22 protein-coding genes are annotated in these 22,859 nt (G+C 56.8%); 5 read left to right on the top strand and 17 right to left on the bottom strand.

Features of this window, described 5'->3' with window-relative positions:
- Positions 1-86: 86 nt before the first annotated feature.
- Both fre and ubiD read right to left on the bottom strand, forming a co-directional pair.
- Positions 87-788 (bottom strand): NAD(P)H-flavin reductase, encoded by a 702-nt coding sequence (fre, locus tag ACMGGE_RS17815; RefSeq protein WP_008501516.1) that lies wholly within the window; start codon positions 786-788, stop codon positions 87-89.
- A gap of 42 nt (positions 789-830) precedes the next feature.
- Positions 831-2,321, bottom strand: a complete 1,491-nt coding sequence (ubiD, locus tag ACMGGE_RS17810) for a 4-hydroxy-3-polyprenylbenzoate decarboxylase (RefSeq protein ID WP_196347471.1) — start codon at positions 2,319-2,321, stop codon at positions 831-833.
- Between the two features lie 173 nt (positions 2,322-2,494).
- Here ubiD and rfaH point away from each other — a divergent pair, with 173 nt between their 5' ends.
- Entirely contained in the window at positions 2,495-2,986 is a 492-nt protein-coding gene (gene rfaH, locus ACMGGE_RS17805; RefSeq protein WP_028015881.1) for a transcription/translation regulatory transformer protein RfaH, read from the top strand.
- Here the strand turns inward: rfaH and tatD are convergent.
- The 9 genes from tatD to udp form a co-directional block, all read right to left on the bottom strand.
- Entirely contained in the window at positions 2,983-3,765 is a 783-nt protein-coding gene (tatD, locus tag ACMGGE_RS17800) for a 3'-5' ssDNA/RNA exonuclease TatD (RefSeq protein ID WP_420294008.1), read from the bottom strand. The two genes, rfaH and tatD, sit on opposite strands and share 4 nt — an antisense overlap.
- A gap of 41 nt (positions 3,766-3,806) precedes the next feature.
- Entirely contained in the window at positions 3,807-4,577 is a 771-nt protein-coding gene (gene tatC / locus ACMGGE_RS17795) for a Sec-independent protein translocase subunit TatC (protein ID WP_045909218.1), read from the bottom strand.
- A gap of 2 nt (positions 4,578-4,579) precedes the next feature.
- Positions 4,580-5,122, bottom strand: a complete 543-nt coding sequence (tatB, locus tag ACMGGE_RS17790) for a Sec-independent protein translocase protein TatB (RefSeq protein WP_008501521.1) — start codon at positions 5,120-5,122, stop codon at positions 4,580-4,582.
- 3 nt (positions 5,123-5,125) lie between these two features.
- A complete protein-coding gene (gene tatA / locus ACMGGE_RS17785) occupies positions 5,126-5,380 on the bottom strand; it encodes a Sec-independent protein translocase subunit TatA (protein ID WP_020882874.1) in 255 nt (84 codons plus the stop codon).
- 76 nt (positions 5,381-5,456) lie between these two features.
- Positions 5,457-7,097, bottom strand: a complete 1,641-nt coding sequence (gene ubiB, locus ACMGGE_RS17780; protein WP_045909219.1) for a ubiquinone biosynthesis regulatory protein kinase UbiB — start codon at positions 7,095-7,097, stop codon at positions 5,457-5,459.
- Positions 7,094-7,699: a ubiquinone biosynthesis protein UbiJ gene (gene ubiJ / locus ACMGGE_RS17775; protein ID WP_420294007.1), complete on the bottom strand. Its 606-nt coding sequence runs from the start codon at positions 7,697-7,699 to the stop codon at positions 7,094-7,096. The genes ubiB and ubiJ overlap by 4 nt, the downstream gene beginning before the upstream one ends.
- A gap of 13 nt (positions 7,700-7,712) precedes the next feature.
- On the bottom strand, positions 7,713-8,468 hold the full coding sequence (gene ubiE, locus ACMGGE_RS17770; protein ID WP_023309612.1) for a bifunctional demethylmenaquinone methyltransferase/2-methoxy-6-polyprenyl-1,4-benzoquinol methylase UbiE: 756 nt from the start codon (positions 8,466-8,468) through the stop codon (positions 7,713-7,715).
- Positions 8,469-8,534: 66 nt separating this feature from the next.
- Positions 8,535-9,992 (bottom strand): DNA recombination protein RmuC, encoded by a 1,458-nt coding sequence (gene rmuC / locus ACMGGE_RS17765; protein WP_420294006.1) that lies wholly within the window; start codon positions 9,990-9,992, stop codon positions 8,535-8,537.
- Positions 9,993-10,132: 140 nt separating this feature from the next.
- On the bottom strand, positions 10,133-10,894 hold the full coding sequence (udp, locus tag ACMGGE_RS17760) for a uridine phosphorylase (protein WP_003860792.1): 762 nt from the start codon (positions 10,892-10,894) through the stop codon (positions 10,133-10,135).
- Between the two features lie 255 nt (positions 10,895-11,149).
- Here udp and ACMGGE_RS17755 point away from each other — a divergent pair, with 255 nt between their 5' ends.
- Both ACMGGE_RS17755 and ACMGGE_RS17750 read left to right on the top strand, forming a co-directional pair.
- The gene (locus tag ACMGGE_RS17755; RefSeq protein ID WP_048226889.1) at positions 11,150-11,956 is read left to right on the top strand and encodes a dienelactone hydrolase family protein; all 807 of its coding nucleotides are present in this window, start codon (positions 11,150-11,152) and stop codon (positions 11,954-11,956) included.
- 38 nt (positions 11,957-11,994) lie between these two features.
- Positions 11,995-13,458 carry a glycoside hydrolase family 1 protein gene (locus ACMGGE_RS17750; RefSeq protein WP_045909222.1) on the top strand — a complete coding sequence of 488 codons (1,464 nt, stop codon included), beginning with the start codon at positions 11,995-11,997 and terminating at the stop codon, positions 13,456-13,458.
- 48 nt (positions 13,459-13,506) lie between these two features.
- Here ACMGGE_RS17750 and metE read toward each other — a convergent pair whose 3' ends face one another.
- Positions 13,507-15,768 carry a 5-methyltetrahydropteroyltriglutamate--homocysteine S-methyltransferase gene (gene metE / locus ACMGGE_RS17745; RefSeq protein WP_420294005.1) on the bottom strand — a complete coding sequence of 754 codons (2,262 nt, stop codon included), beginning with the start codon at positions 15,766-15,768 and terminating at the stop codon, positions 13,507-13,509.
- Positions 15,769-15,883: 115 nt separating this feature from the next.
- On the opposite strand from metE, the gene metR reads away from it, so the two are divergent.
- Positions 15,884-16,837, top strand: a complete 954-nt coding sequence (gene metR / locus ACMGGE_RS17740; RefSeq protein ID WP_024907993.1) for an HTH-type transcriptional regulator MetR — start codon at positions 15,884-15,886, stop codon at positions 16,835-16,837.
- Here metR and ACMGGE_RS17735 read toward each other — a convergent pair.
- The 3 genes from ACMGGE_RS17735 to pldB form a co-directional block, all read right to left on the bottom strand.
- Positions 16,725-17,624 carry a carboxylate/amino acid/amine transporter gene (locus ACMGGE_RS17735; protein ID WP_045909224.1) on the bottom strand — a complete coding sequence of 300 codons (900 nt, stop codon included), beginning with the start codon at positions 17,622-17,624 and terminating at the stop codon, positions 16,725-16,727. The two genes, metR and ACMGGE_RS17735, sit on opposite strands and share 113 nt — an antisense overlap.
- Before the next feature lie 82 nt (positions 17,625-17,706).
- Positions 17,707-18,507, bottom strand: a complete 801-nt coding sequence (gene yigL / locus ACMGGE_RS17730; RefSeq protein WP_021242854.1) for a sugar/pyridoxal phosphate phosphatase YigL — start codon at positions 18,505-18,507, stop codon at positions 17,707-17,709.
- Between the two features lie 31 nt (positions 18,508-18,538).
- On the bottom strand, positions 18,539-19,531 hold the full coding sequence (gene pldB / locus ACMGGE_RS17725) for a lysophospholipase L2 (RefSeq protein WP_045417641.1): 993 nt from the start codon (positions 19,529-19,531) through the stop codon (positions 18,539-18,541).
- A 109-nt stretch (positions 19,532-19,640) separates the two neighbouring features.
- Between pldB and rhtB the strand changes: the two genes are divergently transcribed.
- Positions 19,641-20,261: a homoserine/homoserine lactone efflux protein gene (gene rhtB / locus ACMGGE_RS17720; RefSeq protein WP_008501533.1), complete on the top strand. Its 621-nt coding sequence runs from the start codon at positions 19,641-19,643 to the stop codon at positions 20,259-20,261.
- Here the strand turns inward: rhtB and rhtC are convergent.
- Positions 20,258-20,878 (bottom strand): threonine export protein RhtC, encoded by a 621-nt coding sequence (rhtC, locus tag ACMGGE_RS17715; RefSeq protein ID WP_045372193.1) that lies wholly within the window; start codon positions 20,876-20,878, stop codon positions 20,258-20,260. The genes rhtB and rhtC overlap by 4 nt on opposite strands.
- Positions 20,879-20,939: 61 nt before the next feature.
- Entirely contained in the window at positions 20,940-22,769 is a 1,830-nt protein-coding gene (recQ, locus tag ACMGGE_RS17710; protein WP_032644788.1) for an ATP-dependent DNA helicase RecQ, read from the bottom strand.
- Positions 22,770-22,859 lie beyond the last annotated feature (90 nt).

The following is a 22,859-nucleotide window of genomic DNA, read 5'->3' as shown; positions in this document are numbered from 1 at the left end:
GAGGTACCTCGCCGCCAGTCGTGTCACTGGCGAAGAGAAACAGTTTAGTTGCCGTTCTTCCCGCCTGTCAGGGGCGGGTTTTTTATTTAAATGAAAGCAAACGCATCGCCAAACAGGCGGTCTTCACGCGCATCACGTTCGTTACAGAACAGATCGCGGGCGATTTTCGCCATCTCGAAACGCCCTGCAATGTAGATATCATGCCCCGCCAGCGTACCGTGATCCTGCAGCACTGCCGTCAGCACCGTCCCGCTACGCCCGCGCCAGCCCTCTTCCGGCTGCTCAACCACCGGCTCAATGCGCAGGTTAGGATGGGTGACGCTCAGCGCTTCCAGTTCAGACAGGTCATACAGGTGTTTCTCTTCACGGCCACCCCAGTAGATCGTGATATCACGGTCAGGGTTACGCGCCAGGGCGGTCAACAGAATGGAGCGCACGTAGGAGAAGCCTGTACCACCAGCAATCAGGATCAGCGGACGGTCTTCGTCATCGCGCAGCCACGCATCACCGTGCGGAATATCCACTACGATCTCACGCTCTTTCAGAATGCGGTCCATGACGGCCATCGCATACAGGTTAAGCTCTGACGCACCGATATGAAGCTCAATAAATTCCTGCTCCGCTGGCGTGGAGGCCATGGAGAAAGGACGCTTATCACGCTCATCCATCACGACCATCAGATACTGACCCGCGCGGAAAGAGAATGGCGCTTCTGGCACTAAACGGACGCGATATACGGTGTCGGTGATGGCATCTACCGAGGTCACTTTACAGCTTAAGGTTGTCATTCGCTCTCTCTGTCGGGAAGTCTATAGGGCTTAACGGTCAGCTCAGGGTTTACCGTTATTCATTATGGCCAGCTCGTCCCAGATCGCGTCAATGCGCGCGGTCACAGCAGGATCTTTTTTGATCGGGCGACCCCATTCACGGTCGGTTTCGCCAGGCCATTTATTTGTGGCATCCAGTCCCATCTTTGAGCCAAGACCGGAAACCGGCGAGGCAAAATCCAGATAATCAATCGGCGTGTTTTCGACTAACACCGTATCGCGCGCCGGGTCCATTCGCGTGGTAATGGCCCAGATTACGTCATTCCAGTCGCGGGCGTTAACGTCATCATCGCAGACAATAACAAATTTGGTATACATAAACTGGCGCAGGAAAGACCACACGCCCATCATCACGCGTTTAGCATGGCCTGGATACTGCTTCTTCATCGTGACCACCGCCATGCGGTACGAGCATCCTTCAGGCGGCAGATAAAAATCAACAATTTCCGGGAACTGCTTTTGCAGGATCGGCACAAACACTTCATTCAGCGCCACGCCCAGTACCGCCGGTTCATCCGGTGGACGCCCGGTATACGTGGAGTGATAAATCGCATCTTCACGCTGCGTAATGTGCGTCACGGTAAACACCGGGAAGTTATCCACTTCGTTGTAATAGCCGGTGTGGTCGCCGTAAGGGCCTTCTGGCGCCATTTCCCCCTGCTCAATGTAACCTTCCAGCACAATTTCTGCACTGGCCGGGACTTCAAGATCGTTAGAGATACACTTCACGACTTCGGTTTTCGTCCCGCGCAGCAGGCCAGCAAAGGCATACTCCGAGAGCGTATCCGGTACAGGCGTGACGGCCCCGAGAATGGTGGCCGGATCGGCGCCCAGCGCAACGGACACCGGGAAACGTTCACCCGGATGCGCAGCACACCACTCCTGGAAATCCAGCGCGCCGCCGCGATGCGACAGCCAGCGCATAATGAGCTTATTCTTACCAATCAACTGCTGGCGGTAAATACCGAGATTCTGGCGCTCTTTGTGCGGGCCGCGCGTGACGGTGAGTCCCCAGGTGATCAGCGGCGCGGCATCTTCCGGCCAGCACTGCATGATAGGGATTTTAGTCAAATCAACTGCATCGCCTTCCAGCACCTTCTGCTGGCACGGCGCGCCGCGCAGGCGTTTAGTGGGCATGTTCAGCACCTGCTTAAACTGCGGCAGCTTGTCGAACAGATCGCGGAAGCCTTTCGGCGGCTCCGGCTCTTTCAGGAAGGCCAGCAGCTTACCGACTTCGCGCAGGGCCGTGACGTCTTCCTGCCCCATCCCCAGTGCGACGCGACGCGGGGTACCAAACAGGTTGCACAGCACCGGCATGGCGTACCCTTTCGGATTTTCAAACAGTAACGCGGGGCCACCGGCACGCAGGGTGCGGTCAGCAATTTCTGTCATCTCCAGATAAGGATCAACAGGAAGTGTAATACGTTTGAGTTCACCCTGCTTTTCCAGCAGCGTCAGGAAGTCGCGGAGATCGTGGTATTTCATGCAGTTAATCATGGCCTCTCTGTAAGCGCTTCATTATACGGCGTAAGCCTGCTTGATGCTGTAATTTTGTTAAATTAGCGTGAAGTTATGCGTTCTGCCCCATTTTCGCCCATTATAATCAACTTAGCGATCCCGCCAGGGTTTTGATATGCTTGCGCCCCGAACTAAGGGAAAGAGTGATTATGCAGGCCTGGTATTTACTGTATTGCAAACGCGGGCAACTTCAGCGCGCGCAGGAACATCTTGAACGTCAGTCTGTCAATTGCCTGACGCCCGTGATCACGCTTGAGAAAATGCAGCGCGGGAAGCGCACAACCGTGAGCGAGCCGTTGTTCCCGAACTACCTGTTCGTGGAGTTCGACCCTGAGGTGATCCACACCACCACCATCAGCGCCACGCGCGGCGTCAGCCATTTTGTTCGCTTTGGCGCTCACCCCGCGACGGTTCCCTCATCGGTGATCCACCAGCTGTCGATTTATCAGCAGCCCGAAGGCCTTACCGACCCGGAAACGCCCTACACGGGCGATAGCGTCGTGATTACTGAAGGGGCTTTCGAAGGCCTGCAGGCGATTTTTGCCGAGCCGGACGGGGAAGCGCGCTCCATGCTGTTGCTTAATCTGCTGAACAAACAGGTGTTGCAGAGCGTTAAAAACACCGACTTCCGTAAACTTTAAACGTTTATCCCGAACAGCTTACGCACGTTGTCATCCGTCTGTACGGAAAGCCAGTGCGGATCCTCTCCGCGCCACGTCGCGACGCGCTCAACAATGTGCCCCAGATAAGCGGGCTCATTGCGTCGCGATGCCGGTTTGGGTTTCATATCGCGCGGCAGCAGATAAGGCGCATCCGTTTCAAGGAGCAACCGGTCGGCCGGGATCGCTGGCAACAGTTCCCTAAGCTCAAGCCCGCGGCGCTCATCGCAAACCCAGCCGGTAATCCCCAGATAAAGCCCGCGCTCCAGGCACTCCAGCGCCTCCTGCCGTGAGCCGGTAAAACAGTGCAGCACTGCGCCCGGCAGTTTCTCAAGCCACGGATCCAGCAGAGTCAGGAAACGCTCATGCGCGTCGCGGCAGTGCATAAATACGGGCATTTCAAGCTCTGCCGCCAGCGCAAGCTGGGCAGTGAACGCCTTTTCCTGCTCTTCTGGCGTGGAAAAGTTACGGTTGAAATCGAGGCCGCATTCGCCAATCGCCACCACTTCCGGTGTCTTCGCCAGCCTGCGCAGGGTTTCACCGCTTTCCGGGGTCCACTGGCTGCTGTCATGTGGGTGTACGCCCGCGGTAGACCAACAGCGTTCGTAGCGTTGCGCCAGCTGCTGCGCCTGCTCGCTCTCATGCAGGTTGGTGCCCGTCAGCAGCAGTCCTTTCACCCCGGCGGCAAACGCGCGCGCAACCACCTCATCGCGATCTTTCGCAAACTGCGAGCTGGTCAGGTTAAGTCCGATATCAAACATGCGAATCCCCATATAACAACCGCCCTGACGGGCGGCTGGTTTTACTCTTCAGTGGTCTTGTCGGACGTCGCGTCTTCGTCATCCGACCGACGCCCTTTACCCACGTAGAACCGTGAGAAGAAGACGCCGACCTCAAACAGGCAGTACATCGGTATGGCCAGCAGCGTCTGGGAGAACACATCCGGCGGTGTCAGCAGCATGCCGACCACAAATGCGCCGACCAGGATATACGGACGCTTCTTACGCAGGTCATCCGGCGTGGTGACCCCTACCCAGCAGAGCAGCACAATGGCCACCGGTACTTCAAAGGCCACGCCGAACGCCATAAACAGCGCCATCACAAAGCTGAGGTAGCTGGCGATATCCGTCGACACCTGGACGCCTTCCGGCGCGGTATGCGTCAGGAAGCCGAAGGCCAGCGGGAAGACAACGAAATAGGCAAACGCCATGCCGATATAGAACAGCAGCGAACTGGACACCAGCAGCGGGATGACCAGCTTACGTTCGTGCTTATACAGTGCTGGCGCCACAAAGGCCCACACCTGGTACAGAATCACGGGCGCAGAGGCAATCAACGACACCCAAAAGGTCAGCTTGATGGGGGTAAAGAACGGAGAAGCAACGTCTGTTGCAATCATCGTTGCGCCCAGCGGCATCTGCTTGATCAGCGGCGCAGAAACCACCTGGTAGATATCGTTGGCGAAATAGACCAGGCATAGAAAAATAACGAGAACCGCAATGATGCAGTTTAACAGGCGCTTACGCAGCTCTATGAGGTGCGTAATCAGCGGTTGAGTATCATCTACAGCCATGTTTACGCTTTATCACTCGACGAGGGGGATGATTCGGAAACGGGCGCGGCGGGTTTTGCCTCGGCAGCATTAACCACGGGCTTTTCCGGCTGCACCTGCTTTTTCACTTCGGTTTCCTGCGGCGTCTGTTCAGGCGCAGCAGCCTGATGTTCAGCGCTGGCAGGCGTTACGCCCTCACGCTGCTCTTCGCTGCCCTTCACCACCGGGTTATGGATGGTGTTCGCTTCATCGCTCGCTTTTTCAGGATCGTTAATGCTGTAGGAGCGCTTCATGGATTCCGCCGCTTCGCGCAGCTCATCCATTGACGCTTTCAGTTCCGGCGTCAGGTTATCCATGCTCGCCTTCTCAACCTTTTTCAGGCTTTCCTGAAATTCCTGCAGCTTAAGCTCCTGAGCCAGTTCATTCTGAACGGTCGATGCCAGCGATCTCAGCGCACGAACCCAGCCCGCAACGGTTTTCACCGCCACCGGCAGACGCTGAGGCCCCAGCACGATCAGGCCAATCACAAAGACCAGCAGGAGCTCACTAAAACCAATGTCGAACACGACTTACACCTGCTCTTTATCGTGGCGTTTAGCGTCTTCCTTTTTGGCTTCTTCTTGCTTGTCGGAGATGGATTTAGCAGTAAAGTCAGCGTCCTGGCTGGTTTTATCCTGCTTGCTCTCATCATCGCTCATCGCTTTCTTGAAGCCTTTGATAGACGCGCCCAGATCGGAACCAATAGAACCGAGCTTTTTGGTGCCAAACAACAGCACGACGATGACGGCAATGATCAACAATTGCCAGATACTGATACCACCCATACACGTTCCTCAGGGATAGATGATTAATGAGTCAGGTCGCATTATACGTATGCGACCCGTCGATAGCGACGCAAACTCAGCGCGTTTTTCGCCATCCGGCAAGCCAGACAACCACCCCGGCGGCCATCAGCCAGGCGGGCATCATCTGCCACTCCGGGCGGTTGATCAGCAGCAGCGTACCGCTCAGCAGCAGCGTTGCGCCAATCCCAAAGAGATAGCGTGACTGCCCCTGACGAACACGGCTGGACTGAAGTTCGCGAGCGATTTTATCCATGCTGTGCTGAAGGTTCTTGCTCTGACGCAAACTGTCATAAACCAGTTCAGGAATTTCAGGCATTTTTTCTATCCAGAACGGGCCTTTCTCTTTCAGCGAGCGCACCAGCGCCGGAATACCCACCTGATCCTTAATCCAGGATTCAAGGAAAGGTTTCGCGGTCTTCCACAAGTCTAACTGAGGATAGAGCTGTCGGCCTACACCCTCAACGTAAAGTAATGTTTTCTGAAGTAAAACTAGCTGTGGCTGAACTTCCATATTAAAGCGGCGAGCCGTGTTGAACAGGTTCAACAGCACATGTCCGAAGGAGATTTCCGCCAGCGGTTTTTCAAAAATCGGTTCGCAAACGGTCCGGATCGCAAACTCGAACTCTTCGACGTTGGTGTCCGGCGGCACCCAGCCGGAATCGACGTGCAGCTCGGCCACCTTACGGTAGTCGCGGTTGAAGAACGCGATGAAGTTCTCGGCCAGATAGCGTTTATCTTCTTTATTCAGCGACCCCACAATCCCGCAGTCGATACCGATATACTTCGGATCCTCAGGGTGCTCGTAGCTCACGAAGATATTGCCCGGGTGCATGTCCGCATGGAAAAAGCTGTCGCGGAACACCTGGGTGAAGAAGACCTGCACGCCACGCTCGGCCAACAGCTTCATGTTCGTTCCCTGCTTCTCCAGGGCCACCACATCCGAAACCGGAATACCGTAGATACGCTCCATCACCATCATGTTCTGGCTGCAGTAGTCAGAATAGACTTCAGGGACATAGAGCATCGGGCTGTTTTCAAAGTTGCGGCGCAGCTGAATGGCGTTTGCCGATTCGCGCAGCAGGTTAAGCTCATCAATCAGCGTTTTTTCATATTCCCGCACCACTTCCATTGGACGCAAACGACGTCCGTCCGGAAGCAGACGCGGCACCCAGCGCGCCAGACGATAAATCAGCTTCATGTCTGCTTTGATGATGGGCAGGATGTCCGGACGAATGACCTTTATAACCACTTCCTTGCCATTTTCTTTCAGGCGCGCGGTGTGTACCTGAGCAATAGAGGCCGATGCCAGTGGCTGAATATCGAAATCGTCAAACCAGGTCTCAATGGGAATGTTGCCCATCGCCTCTTCAATTTGCTTTTTCGCGCGCGCACCGTCAAACGGTGCGACGCGGTCCTGCAGCATCGCGAGTTCATCAGCAATCAGCGGCGGGAAGAGATCGCGGCGGGTCGAGAGCATCTGCCCGAACTTAATCCATACCGGACCGAGCTCCTGCAATGCGAGGCGCAGACGCTCACCCAGCGGCTGACCTTTATGGCGATTAGGCATCCAGAAGAGCATCCGCCGCCAGATGCGAAGCGGCAGCGTGATACGCATTTTGGGGATAAGCTCGTCGAGCCCGTAGCTCAAAAAGGTACGAATAATGAAATAGAGGCGCCGAATTTCACCAGGCGTCATTTGCCCTCCAGTTTTTCCAGCCGTTTGGTTAAGGCATCAACCGCACGTTCAACAGCCGCGGTCTCTTCCGCAAACCATGCCACTTCCAGTGGACCGGGCGCCATTCGCCACTCCTCCGTCAGCACTTCCGCCGCATAGCGTTGCTGACGTTGCAGGCTTTTACGCGCAAAGGAGGTGCCACCCTGAAAGACTTTCCCGATACCTTCAGCGGCAATGTCGCCGATAAAGGGCGCGAGCAGTTCTGCCGGGTCGAACTCCGCCAGATCGGTGAGCGCAACGAAGTTCTGCACGACCTGAATGTCGCCTTCCACTTCCAGCTCACCGCTGCGGATAAGCGCCGTTAATTGCTGGCGATCGCGCAGTTTTGGCAGCACGCTCACGTGCGTGATGACCGAGCAGTCGGCGTCACCTTCCCACGCCCCCAGAACGTCAAGCTGGCGTTCGCTGAAGACCAGCACAAGCGGCGTCGAGAACTCTTTTAAAACAATACGTAATACCTTCCCGTTTAGCCGCTGACGCGCTGCTTTAAGCGCCGGAGCACGATAGAGAAAAGCATTCAGTACGTTTTCGATACCTGCGGTGACTAAGGGTTTAAAGGGCACGGGACACCTCCACTCAGAACTTGTAACCGCGATGCAGCGCGACGACACCCGCCGTCAGGTTGAAATATTCAACGTTCTCAAATTCTGCATCCTGCATCATGGCTTTTAATGTGTCCTGATCCGGGTGCATACGGATAGATTCCGCCAGGTAGCGGTAGCTTTCCGCATCGTTGGCCACCAGCTCACCGATGCGCGGCAGAACGTGGAAAGAATAGGCGTCGTAAGCTTTGCTCAGCGGCTCAATAATCGGTTTGGAGAATTCGAGCACCAGCAGGCGTCCACCCGGCTTCAGCACGCGATACATGGAGCGCAGCGCTTTTTCTTTGTCGGTCACGTTACGCAGACCGAAGGAGATCGTGATGCAGTCAAAGGTATTGTCCGGGAACGGCAGCGCTTCAGCATTTGCCTGCACATATTCCACATTCCCCACCACGCCGATGTTACGCAGCTTTTCGCGGCCCATTTTCAGCATGGAATCATTAATATCGGCGAGGACAACGCGCCCGGTTTCGCCCACCAGACGAGAGAATTTCGCGGTTAAATCGCCCGTACCACCGGCTAAATCCAGCACCGTTTGTCCGCGACGCACGCCGCTACAGTCAATGGTGAAGCGCTTCCACAAGCGATGAATGCCGAACGACATCAGGTCATTCATCACATCGTACTTCGCCGCCACGGAATGAAATACGTGGGCCACCATGTCAGCTTTCTGCGCTTTGGCGACAGTCTGAAAGCCAAAGTGCGTTGTGTCTTGTGAATCGTCAGCCATCTTAGAGCCTGCTTATCAGTAAAATGTTCGTGAAGTGTAACAGATTGGGCGCGTTTGCCCTACGTTTCAACCACCGCGAAAGAAACGCGCCGGAGTCTCGCCTGGTGATAAATCCACCGCTAACGTGTTGTCTTCACTGTTTGTCTTTTGTTCGTCCGCCCCTTCACGCAGGCGAAACTCGTCGTCCTGGGCGGTGGCCTGTTCCACCAATTCCGGATTAATCTCGCGTTTAACCTCTACCCCCAGGCTGCGGAATGATTCGGCCTGCGCCAGCAGATTGCCACGTCCCGAGGCGAGTTTTTTCATCGCCTGACGGTAGTTATCCTGCGCACGGTCCAGGCTCTGCCCGACGGAGGACATGTCGTCCACGAAGAGGCGCATTTTGTCGTACAGCTTGCTGGCGCGGTCAGCAATCTGCTGCGCGTTGCGGCTCTGGTGCTCATAGCGCCACAGGTTCGCAATGGTGCGTAAGGCCACCAGCAGCGTGGTGGGGCTGACCAGCATAATGTTATTTTTGAGCGCTTCGGTGATGAGTTCAGGCTGCCTGTCGAGTGCCAGCAGAAACGCGGGCTCTACCGGAATAAACATCAGGACATAGTCTAGCGATCGCAGGCCAGGCAGCTGCTGATAGTCTTTTCTGCCGAGCAGGCGAATATGATTGCGCACGGAGGCAATGTGCTCCTGCAGCGCCGATTCGCGGGTGAAGTCGTCCTCCGCATTGAAGTAACGCTCATACGCCACCAGGGTCATCTTGGCGTCAATCACCACATCTTTGCCCTGGGGCAGCCGCACGATCACATCCGGCTGCATTCGCGAGCGGGCATCATTTTCAATACTCACCTGCGTTTCGTATTCGTACCCTTCCCGAAGGCCTGAAGCTTCCAGGACGCGGGTGAGCACCACTTCTCCCCAGTTGCCCTGGGTTTTGTTATCCCCTTTCAACGCGCGGGTGAGGTTGACCGCCTCCTGCGCCATCTGGGCATTCAGCTGCTGGAGATTGCGAATTTCATGCGCCAGGGTATGCCGCTCGCGGGCTTCCTGACCAAAGCTGTCCTGTACCTGACGGCGGAAGCCGTCCAGCTGTTCACGCAGGGGCGTCAGCAGGCTGTTCAGGCTCTGGCGGTTCTGTTCGTCAACGCGGCGGTTGCTGTGCTCAAAAATGCGGTTTGCGAGGTTTTCAAACTGTTCGCTGAGGCGCTGCTCGCTGTTGATCATCTGGCGGATTTTATCTTCCGCATGCAGCTGAGTGGATTCCAGGCGGGTGGTCACTTCACGGAGATCGGCCTCCAGCGAGGTGTTGATATCGCGGAGATTGCGCAGCTCGTTGTTGAGCAGTTCACACTCGTCGCGCCAGTGTTCACTCAGGGCAAGCTGCTGCCTGGCCGCGCTTAAATCGGCGACGATCTCTTCGCGTTCAGCCAGCTGATCGGCCTTCTGCTGCGCATGCTGATAGCTTGACATCAGCCAGCCTATCGCCACGCCCGCCAGCGCAATCATTGCATAAATCAGGATTGAGATATCCACAATGCCCCCTGCATCAACGTATTACCCGCACAAAATAGAATTGTGCTGTATAAACGTCCAGTTTGAAAGGGTTTTCCTGCGAGGCGCTACGCAAAAAATAAAGGCCGAACGTGTCGGCCTTTGATTTCGAAGGGAGAGGACTAGATCAGGCGACGCGCCGCTTCCACCACGATTTTCACTGCATGACTTTCGGTCTGCTTCATGGTTTCGGCGTTCGGGATCTCCTGCTGGGTACGGTTGACGATGACGCCAGCCACCATACCAGCACGCAGACCCTGGCTTGCGCACATGGTCAGCAGCGTGGCGGATTCCATTTCGTAGTTCATCACGCCCATCGACTGCCACTCTTCCATGGAGCCTTTGAAGCGGCTTACCACGCGGCCAGAGAAGGTGTCGTAACGCTCCTGGCCCGGGTAGAAGGTATCGGACGAAGCGGTCACGCCCACGTGGGTGGTGGCGCCCACGGATTTCGCGGCTTCAACCAGCGCGGTGGTGCACTCGAAATCTGCCACCGCCGGGAACTCCATCGGTGCAAAGTGGAGGCTTGCGCCATCCAGACGCACAGACGCGGTCGTCACCAGCACGTCGCCGACGTTGATATGCGGCTGAATAGCGCCAGTGGTACCGATACGCAGGAAAGTACGAATGCCCAGCTGTGCCAGCTCTTCAACAGCAATCGAAGTAGACGGGCCACCGATACCGGTAGAACACACGATCACGGCTTTACCATCCAGCTCTGCGCGCCAGGTGGTGAATTCACGATGGGCTGCCAGCTTAACCGGCTTATCCATCAGCGCGGCGATCTTTTCCACACGCTCTGGATCGCCAGGGACGATAGCGAGCGTAGCCCCTTGTAAATCGTTTTTAGTGAGGCCGAGATGAAAAACATCAGACTTAGACATAGGTGACTCCTCTGTGGGTCGGTTAGTCAGAAGAAGTAAAACGGTACTTTACAGAAGCAGTAAGCATAATTTCGTGACGCATCTCACCATGAATGAAAATGATTGCATCGAATTTCCATCAAAAAGTGATTTACATCACATTAACAAGTTATATCGTCAGGTGCTGCACAAAAGATAGACCGTTTAAGGCACTGTGAGTTGTTAACCTGGTGTCTATATTTACCTTTGCGCTAACTGATTGGTACGGAGAATGCCATGACTGAAAAAACCGGTTTTGCACCTGCTGCGGCCCCGCATGCCTCAACCATCGTCTCAACGTCTGAAGATGCCATCACCGCGGGTGAGACCTCTATTCCCACGCAGGGAGAAAACATGCCTGCTTACCACGCACGACCAAAATCGGCAGACGGCCCGCTGCCCATCGTGATCGTGGTTCAGGAAATTTTCGGTGTTCACGAACACATTCGCGACCTCTGCCGCCGGCTGGCCCTGGAAGGCTATCTGGCCGTTGCGCCAGAGCTCTACTTCCGTCAGGGCGATCCGAACGACTACAGCGATATTCCCACCTTGCTCAGCAACCTGGTCAGCAAAGTCCCGGATGCGCAGGTTCTGGCCGACCTCGACCACGTCGCCAGCTGGGCGGCGCGCAACGGGGGCGATCCCCATCGTTTGCTGGTCACCGGTTTCTGCTGGGGCGGACGCATTAGCTGGCTGTATGCCGCGCATAACCCGCAGCTCAAAGCCGCTGTCGCCTGGTACGGCAAACTGGTGGGTGAAAAAACGCTGAATTCACCAAAACATCCGGTTGATATCGCCACCGAGTTAAATGCCCCCGTGTTAGGGCTTTACGGCGGTCAGGACACCGGTATTTCGCTGGATTCGGTAGAAACCATGCGCCATGCGCTCCGCGCGGCAAATGCGAAGGCGGAGATCGTGGTATACCCGGATGCCGGGCATGCGTTTAACGCCGACTATCGTCCGAGCTATCACGCTGAATCGGCTAAAGATGGATGGCAGCGGATGCTTACGTGGTTCCGTCAGTACGGTGGTAAAAAAGGGTAAGCCTTTCCCATCATCATGACGCATAAGGAGTGCGTGTTATGGACAATTCCCTCGCGTTTCCACACGGTTTTTTATGGGGCGGCGCGATTGCCGCCAACCAGGCCGAAGGCGCATGGAACGTGGACGGTAAAGGGCCGTCCGTTGCCGACGCTGTCGCCTGGAAACCCAACCTCTCCGTGAAAGATTACAGCGGCCACATGGCCCTGACGGACGAAAATATTCGCGACGCGTTTGAAGGTAAAAATGATGCGCTGTACCCGAAACGCCGCGGCATCGATTTTTATCACCACTATAAAGACGACATCGCGCTGTTTGCTGAGATGGGTTTTAAGGTGCTGCGCGTATCCATTGCCTGGTCACGTATTTTCCCGACCGGAGAGGACGCCGAGCCAAACGAGGCCGGGCTGCAGTTTTATGAAGAACTGTTTCGCGAGCTGCGTCGTCATAACATCGAGCCGCTGGTCACCCTTTCCCACTACGAAATGCCGCTGGCGCTGAGCGAAAAATATAACGGCTGGGTGCATCGCAATGTGGTTGATGCCTTTGTTCGCTTCAGCAATGTTTGTTTCGACCGCTACAAAGAGCTGGTGCGTTACTGGCTAACCTTCAATGAAATAGACAGTATTCACCGCCATCCCTTTACGACCGCGGGCATTCGCGAAGAGAAAAGCGCGCCGGGCAACGCGAAACAGGATATCTATCAGGGTCTGCACCATCAGTTTGTCGCGTCTGCACTGGTCACGCGCGACTGCCACGCCAAAATTCCGGGCAGCCAGGTCGGGTGCATGCTGACCAAACTGACGACCTATCCTCACAGTTGCCGTCCGGAAGACGTTGAAGCCACGCTGAAGAAAAACCTGGAAAACTATTTTTATGCCGACGTGCAGGTATTTGGCGACTATCCGCCGCTGATCCTGCGCGATCTGGAACGACGAAATATCCATATTGAAATGCACCCTGACGATCGGCGTATTTTAAAGGCGCATACTGTCGATTTCGTCTCCTTCAGCTATTACATGTCGATGACCGAATCCACTCAGCCTGACGCCGAACGCATTCCCGGGAATACCGTTCTCGGTGTGAAAAACCCGTATCTGCCTGCGTCCGAATGGGGATGGCAGATTGATCCGCTTGGGTTGAAAATCTCGCTGCTGGAGCTGTATGACCGTTACCGGAAGCCGCTGTTTATCGTTGAAAACGGTCTGGGCGCGAAGGATGTGGTCGAAAACGGCAAGATCCACGATAGCTATCGAATCGACTATTTCCGCGCGCACTTCGCACAAACGCGGGCCGCGATTAATGAAGGCGTGGAGGTGATGGGGTTCACCACGTGGGGCTGTATCGACATCATTAGTGCGGGCACCTCGCAGATGTCCAAACGCTATGGTTTTATCTATGTCGATCAGGACGATGAAGGCAACGGTACGTTGAAACGGCTGAAAAAAGACTCCTTCTGGTGGTACCAAAAGGTGATTGCCAGCAACGGCGCAGATCTGCGCTAAGCATGCGCATTCCAGGCCGGGCAGACGCCCGGCCATCGCGCGTCACAATTATGCCTGACGCAAATTCTGTGCTGCCTTCACCATGTTCGCCAGCGCGGCGCGGGTTTCCGGCCAGCCGCGGGTTTTCAGGCCGCAGTCCGGGTTCACCCACAGGCGCTCAGCCGGAATGCGCTGGGCCGCTTTTTTCAGCAAGGCTTCAATCCACTCCACGCTCGGCACGTTCGGGGAGTGAATGTCATACACGCCCGGCCCGATTTCGTTCGGGTACTCGAACTCTTCGAACGACTCCAGCAGCTCCATGTCTGAGCGCGACGTCTCAATGGTGATCACGTCAGCGTCCAGCGCGGCAATCGAATCCATGATGTCGTTAAATTCGCAGTAACACATGTGGGTGTGGATCTGCGTGTCGTCCTTCGCCACCGCGGCGTTGATGCGGAATGCCTCCACGCCCCACTTCAGGTAGGCATCCCAGTCGCTGCGGCGCAGCGGCAGACCTTCGCGCAGGGCCGGTTCGTCAATCTGGATGATGCCTATGCCTGCAGCTTCCAGATCTGCCACTTCATCACGCAGCGCCAGCGCGATTTGCTTCGCGATGGTTTCACGGGTGACGTCTTCGCGCGGGAAGGACCAGCAAAGAATGGTCACCGGACCGGTGAGCATACCTTTCACCGGCTTGTCGGTCAGAGACTGCGCGTATTTCGCCCACTCCACGGTGATCGCTTCCGGACGGCTGACGTCGCCGATCACCACCGGCGGCTTCACGCAGCGGGAGCCGTAGCTCTGCACCCAGCCATTCTGGGTAAACACAAAGCCGTCGAGATGCTCACCGAAGTACTCCACCATGTCGTTACGCTCGGCCTCACCGTGCACCAGCACGTCCAGCCCCAGCCGCTCCTGCTCGATAATCGCCTGCTTGATGTGTTCGGCGATACCGGTGCGGTAGTGATTCGCATCCAGGTTGCCCTTTTTGAAGTCCAGACGCAGGCCACGGATTTCGGTGGTTTGTGGGAAGGAACCGATGGTGGTGGTCGGCCACGCAGGCAGGTTGAAGCGGGCACGCTGCGCTTCGGCGCGCACCTCATATGGGCTCTGACGCTGGCTGTCCTGGGCGGTGATGGCCGCCAGGCGTTTTTCCACCGCCGGGTTATGCACACGCGCCGAGTGACGACGTGCCTGAATCGGCGCGCTCCATGCACTGATTGCCGCCGTGTCGCCGCTGTTCAGCGCATCGCGCAGCAGCGCCAGCTCTTCACATTTTTGCAGGGCGAAGGCAAACCAGCTTTTGACCTCAGCATCAAGACGGGTTTCCACGCTCAAATCGATCGGGCTGTGCAGCAGGGAGCAGGACGAGGCCACCCACAGCTCACGTTTGCCGACGATGTCCTTAATCTGCGCGTATTTCTCGGTCAGATCGGCGCGCCAGACGTTACGACCGTTAACCAGACCCGCGGAGAGCAGCCAGTCTGCGGGCAGTCGCTTGTGCAGTTCCGCGACATCGTCTTTGCCGTGAACCAGGTCAACGTGCAGGCCCTGCACCGGCAGCGCGGTAATGGTGTTCAGGTTCGGCGTGACGCCCTCAAAATAGGTGGTCAGCAGCAGCTTCACCTGCCCCGCCAGCGCGTCATACGCCGGTTTGAAGGCATCGAGCCAAACCTTGGGCAGTTCGAGCACCAGCGCCGGCTCGTCGATTTGCACCCACTGAATGCCGCGCTTGCCCAGCTCAATCAGCACCTGTTTATAGACCGGCAGAATATCCTTCAGCAGGCTGAGCCGGTCAAACGGCTCGCCTTTTACTTTGCCCAGCCACAGGTACGTTACCGGCCCAAGCAGCACGGGTTTCACCTGGTGGCCCAGCGCCAGCGCTTCGTCCACTTCATCCAGAAGCTGCGTCCAGGTCAGCCTGAACTGCTGACCCTTTACGAACTCCGGCACCATATAGTGATAGTTAGTGTTAAACCATTTAGTCATTTCCGCCGCTGCCGCTGGCTCACCCGTTGGCGCACGGCCACGGCCGATGCGGAACAGAGTATCGATATCTACCGATCCATCTTTGTTCTGATGACGAGCCGGCACGTTGCCAAGCAGCAGGCTGGTCGTCAGAACATGGTCGTACCAGGCGAAATCACCCACCGGCAGCAGGTCAATCCCCGCCTGTTTTTGCTGATCCCAGTGACGGGCGCGCAGCTCGCGTCCCACCGCCAGCAGTTCTTCACGGGTGGCGTTACCCGCCCAGTAGCTTTCTTGCGCTTTTTTCAGCTCGCGACGCAGGCCAACGCGAGGGAAACCGAGTGTGTGATTGCGGATTGTCATGGTGTGCCCCTTGTGAAATTCGTTATTTAGACGTCCAGATGTTTACACATCTATAATTGGCAGGTACTGTATATTCCTCAAGCGCAAAATGTTCATGCCGAAGTGAAGGACTTTCATGATCGAGATAAAACACCTGAAAACGCTACAAGCGTTGCGGAACTGCGGCTCGCTCGCGGCGGCGGCGGCCACGCTGCACCAGACCCAGTCCGCCCTTTCTCACCAGTTCAGCGATCTGGAACAACGCCTCGGCTTCCGTCTTTTTGTGCGCAAGAGCCAGCCGCTGCGCTTTACGCCCCAGGGCGAGATCCTGTTGCAGCTGGCGAATCAGGTCCTGCCGCAGATCGCCAGCGCGCTCCAGGCGTGCAATGAACCGCAGCAGACCACGCTGCGTATCGCCATTGAGTGCCATAGCTGTATTCAGTGGCTGACCCCCGCGCTTGAGAACTTCCGCCAGAAATGGCCGCAGGTGGAGATGGACTTCAAATCCGGCGTAACGTTCGACCCGCAGCCCTCGCTGCAGCAGGGCGAGCTGGATCTGGTGATGACGTCCGATATTCTGCCGCGCAGCGGCCTGCACTATTCGCCGATGTTTGATTATGAAGTACGCCTGGTACTGGCGCCGGATCATCCGCTGGCGGCCAAAACGCGCATCACGCCGGAAGACCTGGCGACGGAAACGCTGCTGATTTACCCGGTTCAGCGCAGTCGTCTGGATATCTGGCGACACTTCCTGCAGCCCGCGGGCATCAGTCCGCAGCTGAAAAGCGTGGATAACACCCTGCTGTTGATTCAGATGGTGGCGGCCAGAATGGGTATCGCGGCGCTGCCGCACTGGGTGGTAGAGAGCTTTGAGCGCCAGGGTCTGGTGGTGACCAAAACCCTGGGTGAAGGACTGTGGAGCCGGCTGTACGCCGCCGTGCGCGATGGCGAGCAGCGTCAGCCGATTACGGAGGCGTTTATTCGCTCAGCGCGGAACCACGCGTGCGACCATCTTCCGTTTGTGCGGAGCGCGGAGCGACCCAGCGGCGATGGACCCACAGCGAAGCCAGGATCACCGCTCCCCCAATAAGGAAGCTCGGCCAGTGCGGCTGTTGCTGCCAGATGGCAAGGTTGACCAACAACCCAGCCGGGACATGCACGTTGTTCATGATCCCCAGCGTACCGGCGTCGACCTGCGTCGCGCCGTAATTCCACATGAAGTACCCCAACCCGGAAGCCACGACGCCCAGCCAGATCAGCACGCCCCACTGCACGGGGGTAGTCGGCAGCTTTTGTGGGTTACCGAGCATAAACCACGCCGCCACCGCGACCATCGCGGCCCCCATGTAGAACCAGGCGAACGCGTTATGCTGCGGCATCGGACGGGTTTCCATCAGGCGTTTGTAGCCCACCATGCCAATGGCGAAACTGATATTGGCGAGCTGGACGAACATCAGCCCGGTCCAGAAGTGATCGCTCACTTTGTCGTAGCGAATAATCGCCGCGCCGATCACCGCCAGCGCAGCGCTCAGCAGGTATCCCCAGCGCAGACGGCGTTTACTCAGCAGATCGTATATCAGCGTGATGTAGAGCGGCGTCAGCACGGTAAAGAGCAGGAATTCCGAGACGGACAGATAGACGTAAGCCCGGAAGCTAAACAGGTACATGATGCCGAGCTGCATCGCCCCCACCAGCATGTACAGCACAATCGTTTTCAGCGACTGTCCGCGCGTGCGCAGAAACGGCAGGAACACCAGCGCCGCCAGCCCTACGCGCATCAGCACCGAGAAGTAGCTGTCGACTGAACCGGCAAGGTATTCGCCAATCAGGCTAAAGGAGAAGGCCCACAGGATAGTGGTGATAATGAGTAGCGCCACAATGCTTGTCTCTCAGAAAGAAGGACAGGCATTGTAGCGAACTCTTTAGTTGACATCTGAGCAATAAACAATCAAATGAAGATTATTCAAGGAACAGCTTGCGCAGGTATTTCGGTACCGCGTTGTCAGCATTAGAACCAATCACCTCCAGCTCCGGGTGCAGATCTTTCAGACGCTGATGCGCGTTCTGCATGATGCAGCCCTTGCCCGCCATCGACAGCATTTCGGCATCGTTCATGCCGTCACCAAAGGCGATACAGTCTTTCAGCTCGAAGCCCAGACGTTTCGCGACCGCTTCCAGGGCGTGGCCTTTGGAGACACCTCCCGCCATCACTTCCAGACAGGTGAGCGTTGAGAAGCTGACGTTAACACGATCGCCCCAGCGGGCATTGATCGCCTGTTCCAGCGGGAGCAGTTCTTCGTGGCTGTCGCAGGTGAAGAACACCTTACTGATCCCCTCTGGCTCAAGAAGGCCCGGCTCGTACAGGGAGTAGTTAAATACCGCTTCTTTGAAGAAACGCATTTCATCCGGACGGTGGCGGTTCATGAACCAGTCGTCGTCACGGTAAACGTTCGTGACGATAGCCGGATTATTGTGCACCACGCCAAACAGATCGGCGGCAATATCGCGATCCAGGTTGTGGGTGAAGATCAGGTTGCCGTCGGTATCATGCACGCGCGCACCGTTGGAGGTGATCATGTACGATTTGATCTCAAGATTATCGCGGATCTGCCCCACGTCGACGTGGTGGCGGCCGGTGGCAAACACAAAGTTCACGCCCCGTGCCGTCAGCAGCTTTAGGGTCTCTTTCGCGTAAGGCGACAGGGTGTGGTCAGGGGAAAGCAGCGTGCCATCTAAATCAGATGCAACAACCTGGTACATAGGGATTTCAACCTCTGGTGGAAAACGATAATCAATTATGCCTGTTGAAAAATTCAACAATGGCGTTGAGCGCGACTGAGCGCATAGCGTCCTTTTCGAAAAGGATCTCATGGTACGCGCCGTTGATGACCAGCGGTTTTCCCCCTTCGCAGGGATGACCGGCGGCGGCGCGCAGTTCACAATAGCGGTCATGCATGCGGTTATCCACCACACGCTCTTCTTCCGCCTGGATCAGAAGCGTTGGCGTGTCATCATCGCCCACGCCTGCCAGCACTTGCTCACCGGCCAGAATACCTTCCCGCACCCAGTGCCAGGTCGGGCCACCGACGCGTAAGCGTGGTTCATCGGCATAAAAGCGCAGGTTACGGCGATAACGCTGCCGACTGTGGGTTAAGACGTTGATGGCGAACGGCAGCGCGCGCCAGCGTCCGGTTCCGATGGCATAGCCTTCACGAATGCGCTGATGGCCCTCAGCCCAGTCGAGAAGATGGCGCACCATCCAGTCCGGGAATCGTATGACGATACCGTACATCGGCGCGGTCAGCGCAATGGCATCGCACTGGTGTTCATAACGCTGCAAAAACAGCGTCGATATCGCGCCCCCCATGGAGTGCGCAAGGATGTATCGCTTACGCCAGGGACCGGGCTGAACTTCCTGCTGCCAGAACGCGGCAAAATCGTCGACGTAATCGCTGAAGCGATCGACGTGCCCACGGTGCGTATCCGGAAGCATGCGCCCGGACAGCCCCTGTCCACGGTGGTCGATGATCAGCACATCGAACCCCATATGGACCAGGTCGTAGGCCAGTTCGGCGTATTTAACGTAGCTTTCAATACGCCCCGGGCAGACCACGATGACCCGATCATTTTTTTCATTACGGAAACGAACGAAGCGCACCGGGATGCCCCCGACGCCCGTAAACGCATCTTCCTCACGCTGGCGCCAGAAATCGGTCAGCGGCCCCATGGAGAAAGCAGCAAATGCGTTTTCTCGTGTTTCCCAGTCCTTTTTCTGCTGAAACATCGGGTTTCTACTCACCTAAGCCAAGGAATATCGTTTTTTCGTAACCGGTCACAAAATGACTCAACAATAGCGTATTGTGGCATAAAAACAGACGTTTCGGGAGTTTCAAATGACCTTCGAGTGGTGGTTCGCTTACCTGCTGACATCCATCATCCTTAGCCTTTCACCGGGCTCGGGCGCCATTAACACCATGACCACCTCCATCAACCACGGCTATCGCGGTGCGGCGGCATCCATTGCCGGTTTGCAGACCGGGCTGGGCATTCATATCGTGCTGGTCGGGATTGGCCTGGGGACCCTGTTCTCCCGCTCCGTGCTGGCCTTTGAAGTGCTGAAATGGGCCGGGGCGGCGTATCTGATTTGGCTCGGCATCCAGCAGTGGCGCGCGGCAGGCTCCATTAACCTCAACACGCTCGCGCAGACGCAAAACCGCGGCCATCTGTTTAAGCGCGCGGTGTTCGTCAACCTGACCAACCCGAAGAGCATTGTGTTCCTCGCCGCGCTGTTCCCGCAGTTTATCGTGCCGCATCAGCCCCAGGTGATGCAGTACGTGGTGCTGGGCGCGACCACCATTATTGTCGATATCATTGTGATGATTGGTTACGCGACGCTGGCGCAGCGGATTGCGGCGTGGATTAAAGGGCCTAAGCAGATGAAGGCCCTGAATAAAGTCTTTGGTTCGCTGTTTATGCTGGTTGGCGCGCTGCTTGCGTCAGCGCGTCATGCTTAGCGAGAAATAATAAGATGAATGCCGAAGCCGGCGAACAGCGCGCCGGCGAAGCCGTCAATCCACTTCGCGATACGCTGGTAGCCACGGCGCATCGCCGGTAAGGCAAACAGGCTGGCCACGATGGTAAACCAGGCAAAGGTTTCCACAACGATCAGCAGGAAGATGCCCCAGCGTGCGCCCGCACCGATGCTATCACCCACAAACAGCGAGAACACGGAGCCGAAATAGATAATCGCTTTCGGGTTCGCCAGGTTGGTCAGCAGACCTTTTACAAAGCTGCGGCCGCCCGTTGCCAGCTCTACCTTTGGCTCTTCCGGTTTTTTCTCTTCTTTCTTCAGCGCCCCGCGCAACATCTGGTAGCCCATCCAGCACAGGTACAGCCCGCCGCCAACCATAATGATGTTATGCAGCCAGGCCATCTTCGCCAGGATCAGGTTCAAACCGAGCAGCGCAACGGCCGCCCAGACCATAACGCCCATGGTGATACCGAGCACGCCCATCATCGCCTCTTTGCGGGAGCGGCTGACGGCCGTTTGTGACACGAAGAAAAAGTCAGGTCCCGGGCTCATCAGCGCAACAATGTGCACTAACGCCACGGTGAGAAATAGCATCAACATAATTAACTCGCGGGGAAATAATTCAGTGAGTCATCATCCTGGCACTTTTTCGCCCGGCTGACTACTCCTCATCATCACCGTCGGCGTGAGAACGGATGAGCGCCATAAACTCTTTACCGAAGCGCTCCAGCTTGCGCGTGCCGACGCCGTTGACGCTGAGCATTTCGCTGGCGCTGAGCGGCATCTGCTCGGCCATCTCAATCAGGGTCGCGTCGTTGAACACCACGTAAGGCGGGATATTCTCTTCATCGGCGATGGCTTTACGCAGCTTGCGCAGTTTGGCGAACAGCTTGCGGTCGTAGTTGCCGCCGTACGATTTTTGCATCACCCGCGGCTTGAGGGCGACCACGCGCGGCACGGCGAGCTTCAGTTCAACGTCACCGCGCAGAACCGGACGCGCCGCTTCAGTCAGCTGTAGCGCGGAGTGCTGAGCAATGTTCTGCGTGGCAAAGCCGAGGTGGATCAGCTGACGAATAATGCTGACCCAGTGCTCGTGGCTCTGGTCCTTGCCAATACCGTAGACAGGCAGCTTGTCGTGGCCCATATCGCGGATACGCTGGTTGTTGGCACCGCGCAGTACCTCCACCACGTAGCCCATCCCGAAGCGCTGGTTCACGCGGTAAATGGTCGAGAGTGCCTTACGTGCGTCCATCAGACCATCGTACTGTTTCGGCGGATCCAGGCAGATATCGCAGTTACCGCACGGCTCCTGTCGTCCTTCGCCAAAGTAGTTGAGCAGCACCAGACGACGGCAGGTTTGCGCTTCGGCAAACGCGCCCATCGCGTTGAGCTTGTGGCGTTCGATATCCTGCAACTGCCCCTGCGGTTTTTCCTCCAGGCAGCGGCGCAGCCATGCCATATCGGCCGGATCGTAAAACAGCATCGCTTCCGCAGGCAGGCCGTCACGCCCGGCGCGGCCGGTTTCCTGATAGTAGGATTCGATATTGCGCGGAATGTCGAAGTGCACCACAAAGCGTACGTTCGGCTTGTTGATGCCCATCCCGAACGCCACCGTCGCAACCACGATCTGCAGATCATCGCGCTGGAATTTCTCCTGCACGTCGGCGCGGATGTGGTTCTCTAACCCGGCATGATAGGCGGCGGCGCTAAAGCCGCGGTTTTGCAGCCGCGCGGCGGTGTCTTCCACCTTCGCCCGACTGTTGCAGTAGATGATGCCGGACTTGCCGCGCTGCTCCTGGACGTAGCGCAGGAGCTGATCCAGCGGCTTGAATTTTTCCATCAGCATGTAGCGGATGTTGGGGCGGTCGAAGCTGCTGACCTGAATATAGGGGTCGTTCAGCCCCAGCAGACGAACGATGTCCAGACGGGTGGTATCATCTGCCGTGGCGGTAAGCGCCATAAACGGCAGCTCGGGGAAGCGCTGACGCAGCTGGCCGAGGGCGGCGTATTCCGGGCGGAAATCGTGTCCCCACTGGGAAATACAGTGCGCTTCATCCACCGCCAACAGGACCGGATTCCAGTGCGCGAGATGGTCGAGGAAGTTATCCAGCATCAGGCGTTCCGGCGCGATATACAGCAGGCGGATCTGCCCGGTGCGGCACCCGGCCATCACCTCTTGCTGCTGCTCCCGGGTTTGGGTCGAGTTAAGGCAGGCCGCCGCCACGCCGTTGGCGAGCAGCTGGTCAACCTGGTCTTTCATTAGCGAAATGAGCGGGGATACCACGACCGTCAGGCCGTTAAGCACCAGCGCGGGCACCTGATAACAGAGGGATTTACCGCCGCCGGTCGGCATCACCACCAGGCAGTCACGGCCTTCCAGCACCGTTTCAATGATGGTTTCCTGGCCAGGGCGGAACTGCTGGTAGCCAAAGGTTTCATGCAAAACCTGTTTAGCCAGCGACTCCTGATTCAATACTTCCGCCTGCGCCACATTAACCCCATATGCCTGAAATGAAACAGGCGCTATTTTCAGCGCCTGAGAGAGAAACTTCAACGTTTAACGCAAAAACATTCGAGCAAC

This window comes from Enterobacter sp. BNK-22 (assembly GCF_048684805.1).
Taxonomy (GTDB): Bacteria; Pseudomonadota; Gammaproteobacteria; order Enterobacterales; family Enterobacteriaceae; genus Enterobacter; species Enterobacter quasiroggenkampii.
The sequence above is the reverse complement of the archived record's forward strand: the minus strand, read 5'-3'. Positions and strand labels throughout refer to the sequence as shown.

Coding starts and splice junctions, on each gene's coding strand:
- ubiE (WP_023309612.1), bottom strand. CDS start 8,468: ATGGCTGACGATTCACAAGACACAACGCACTTTGGCTTTCAGACTGTC.
- ACMGGE_RS17750 (WP_045909222.1), top strand. CDS start 11,995: ATGGACAATTCCCTCGCGTTTCCACACGGTTTTTTATGGGGCGGCGCG.
- metR (WP_024907993.1), top strand. CDS start 15,884: ATGATCGAGATAAAACACCTGAAAACGCTACAAGCGTTGCGGAACTGC.
- tatD (WP_420294008.1), bottom strand. CDS start 3,765: ATGTTTGATATCGGACTTAACCTGACCAGCTCGCAGTTTGCGAAAGAT.
- tatC (WP_045909218.1), bottom strand. CDS start 4,577: ATGGCTGTAGATGATACTCAACCGCTGATTACGCACCTCATAGAGCTG.
- tatA (WP_020882874.1), bottom strand. CDS start 5,380: ATGGGTGGTATCAGTATCTGGCAATTGTTGATCATTGCCGTCATCGTC.
- yigL (WP_021242854.1), bottom strand. CDS start 18,507: ATGTACCAGGTTGTTGCATCTGATTTAGATGGCACGCTGCTTTCCCCT.
- rfaH (WP_028015881.1), top strand. CDS start 2,495: ATGCAGGCCTGGTATTTACTGTATTGCAAACGCGGGCAACTTCAGCGC.
- ACMGGE_RS17755 (WP_048226889.1), top strand. CDS start 11,150: ATGACTGAAAAAACCGGTTTTGCACCTGCTGCGGCCCCGCATGCCTCA.
- ubiB (WP_045909219.1), bottom strand. CDS start 7,097: ATGACGCCTGGTGAAATTCGGCGCCTCTATTTCATTATTCGTACCTTT.
- metE (WP_420294005.1), bottom strand. CDS start 15,768: ATGACAATCCGCAATCACACACTCGGTTTCCCTCGCGTTGGCCTGCGT.
- udp (WP_003860792.1), bottom strand. CDS start 10,894: ATGTCTAAGTCTGATGTTTTTCATCTCGGCCTCACTAAAAACGATTTA.
- pldB (WP_045417641.1), bottom strand. CDS start 19,531: ATGTTTCAGCAGAAAAAGGACTGGGAAACACGAGAAAACGCATTTGCT.
- fre (WP_008501516.1), bottom strand. CDS start 788: ATGACAACCTTAAGCTGTAAAGTGACCTCGGTAGATGCCATCACCGAC.
- rhtC (WP_045372193.1), bottom strand. CDS start 20,878: ATGTTGATGCTATTTCTCACCGTGGCGTTAGTGCACATTGTTGCGCTG.
- rhtB (WP_008501533.1), top strand. CDS start 19,641: ATGACCTTCGAGTGGTGGTTCGCTTACCTGCTGACATCCATCATCCTT.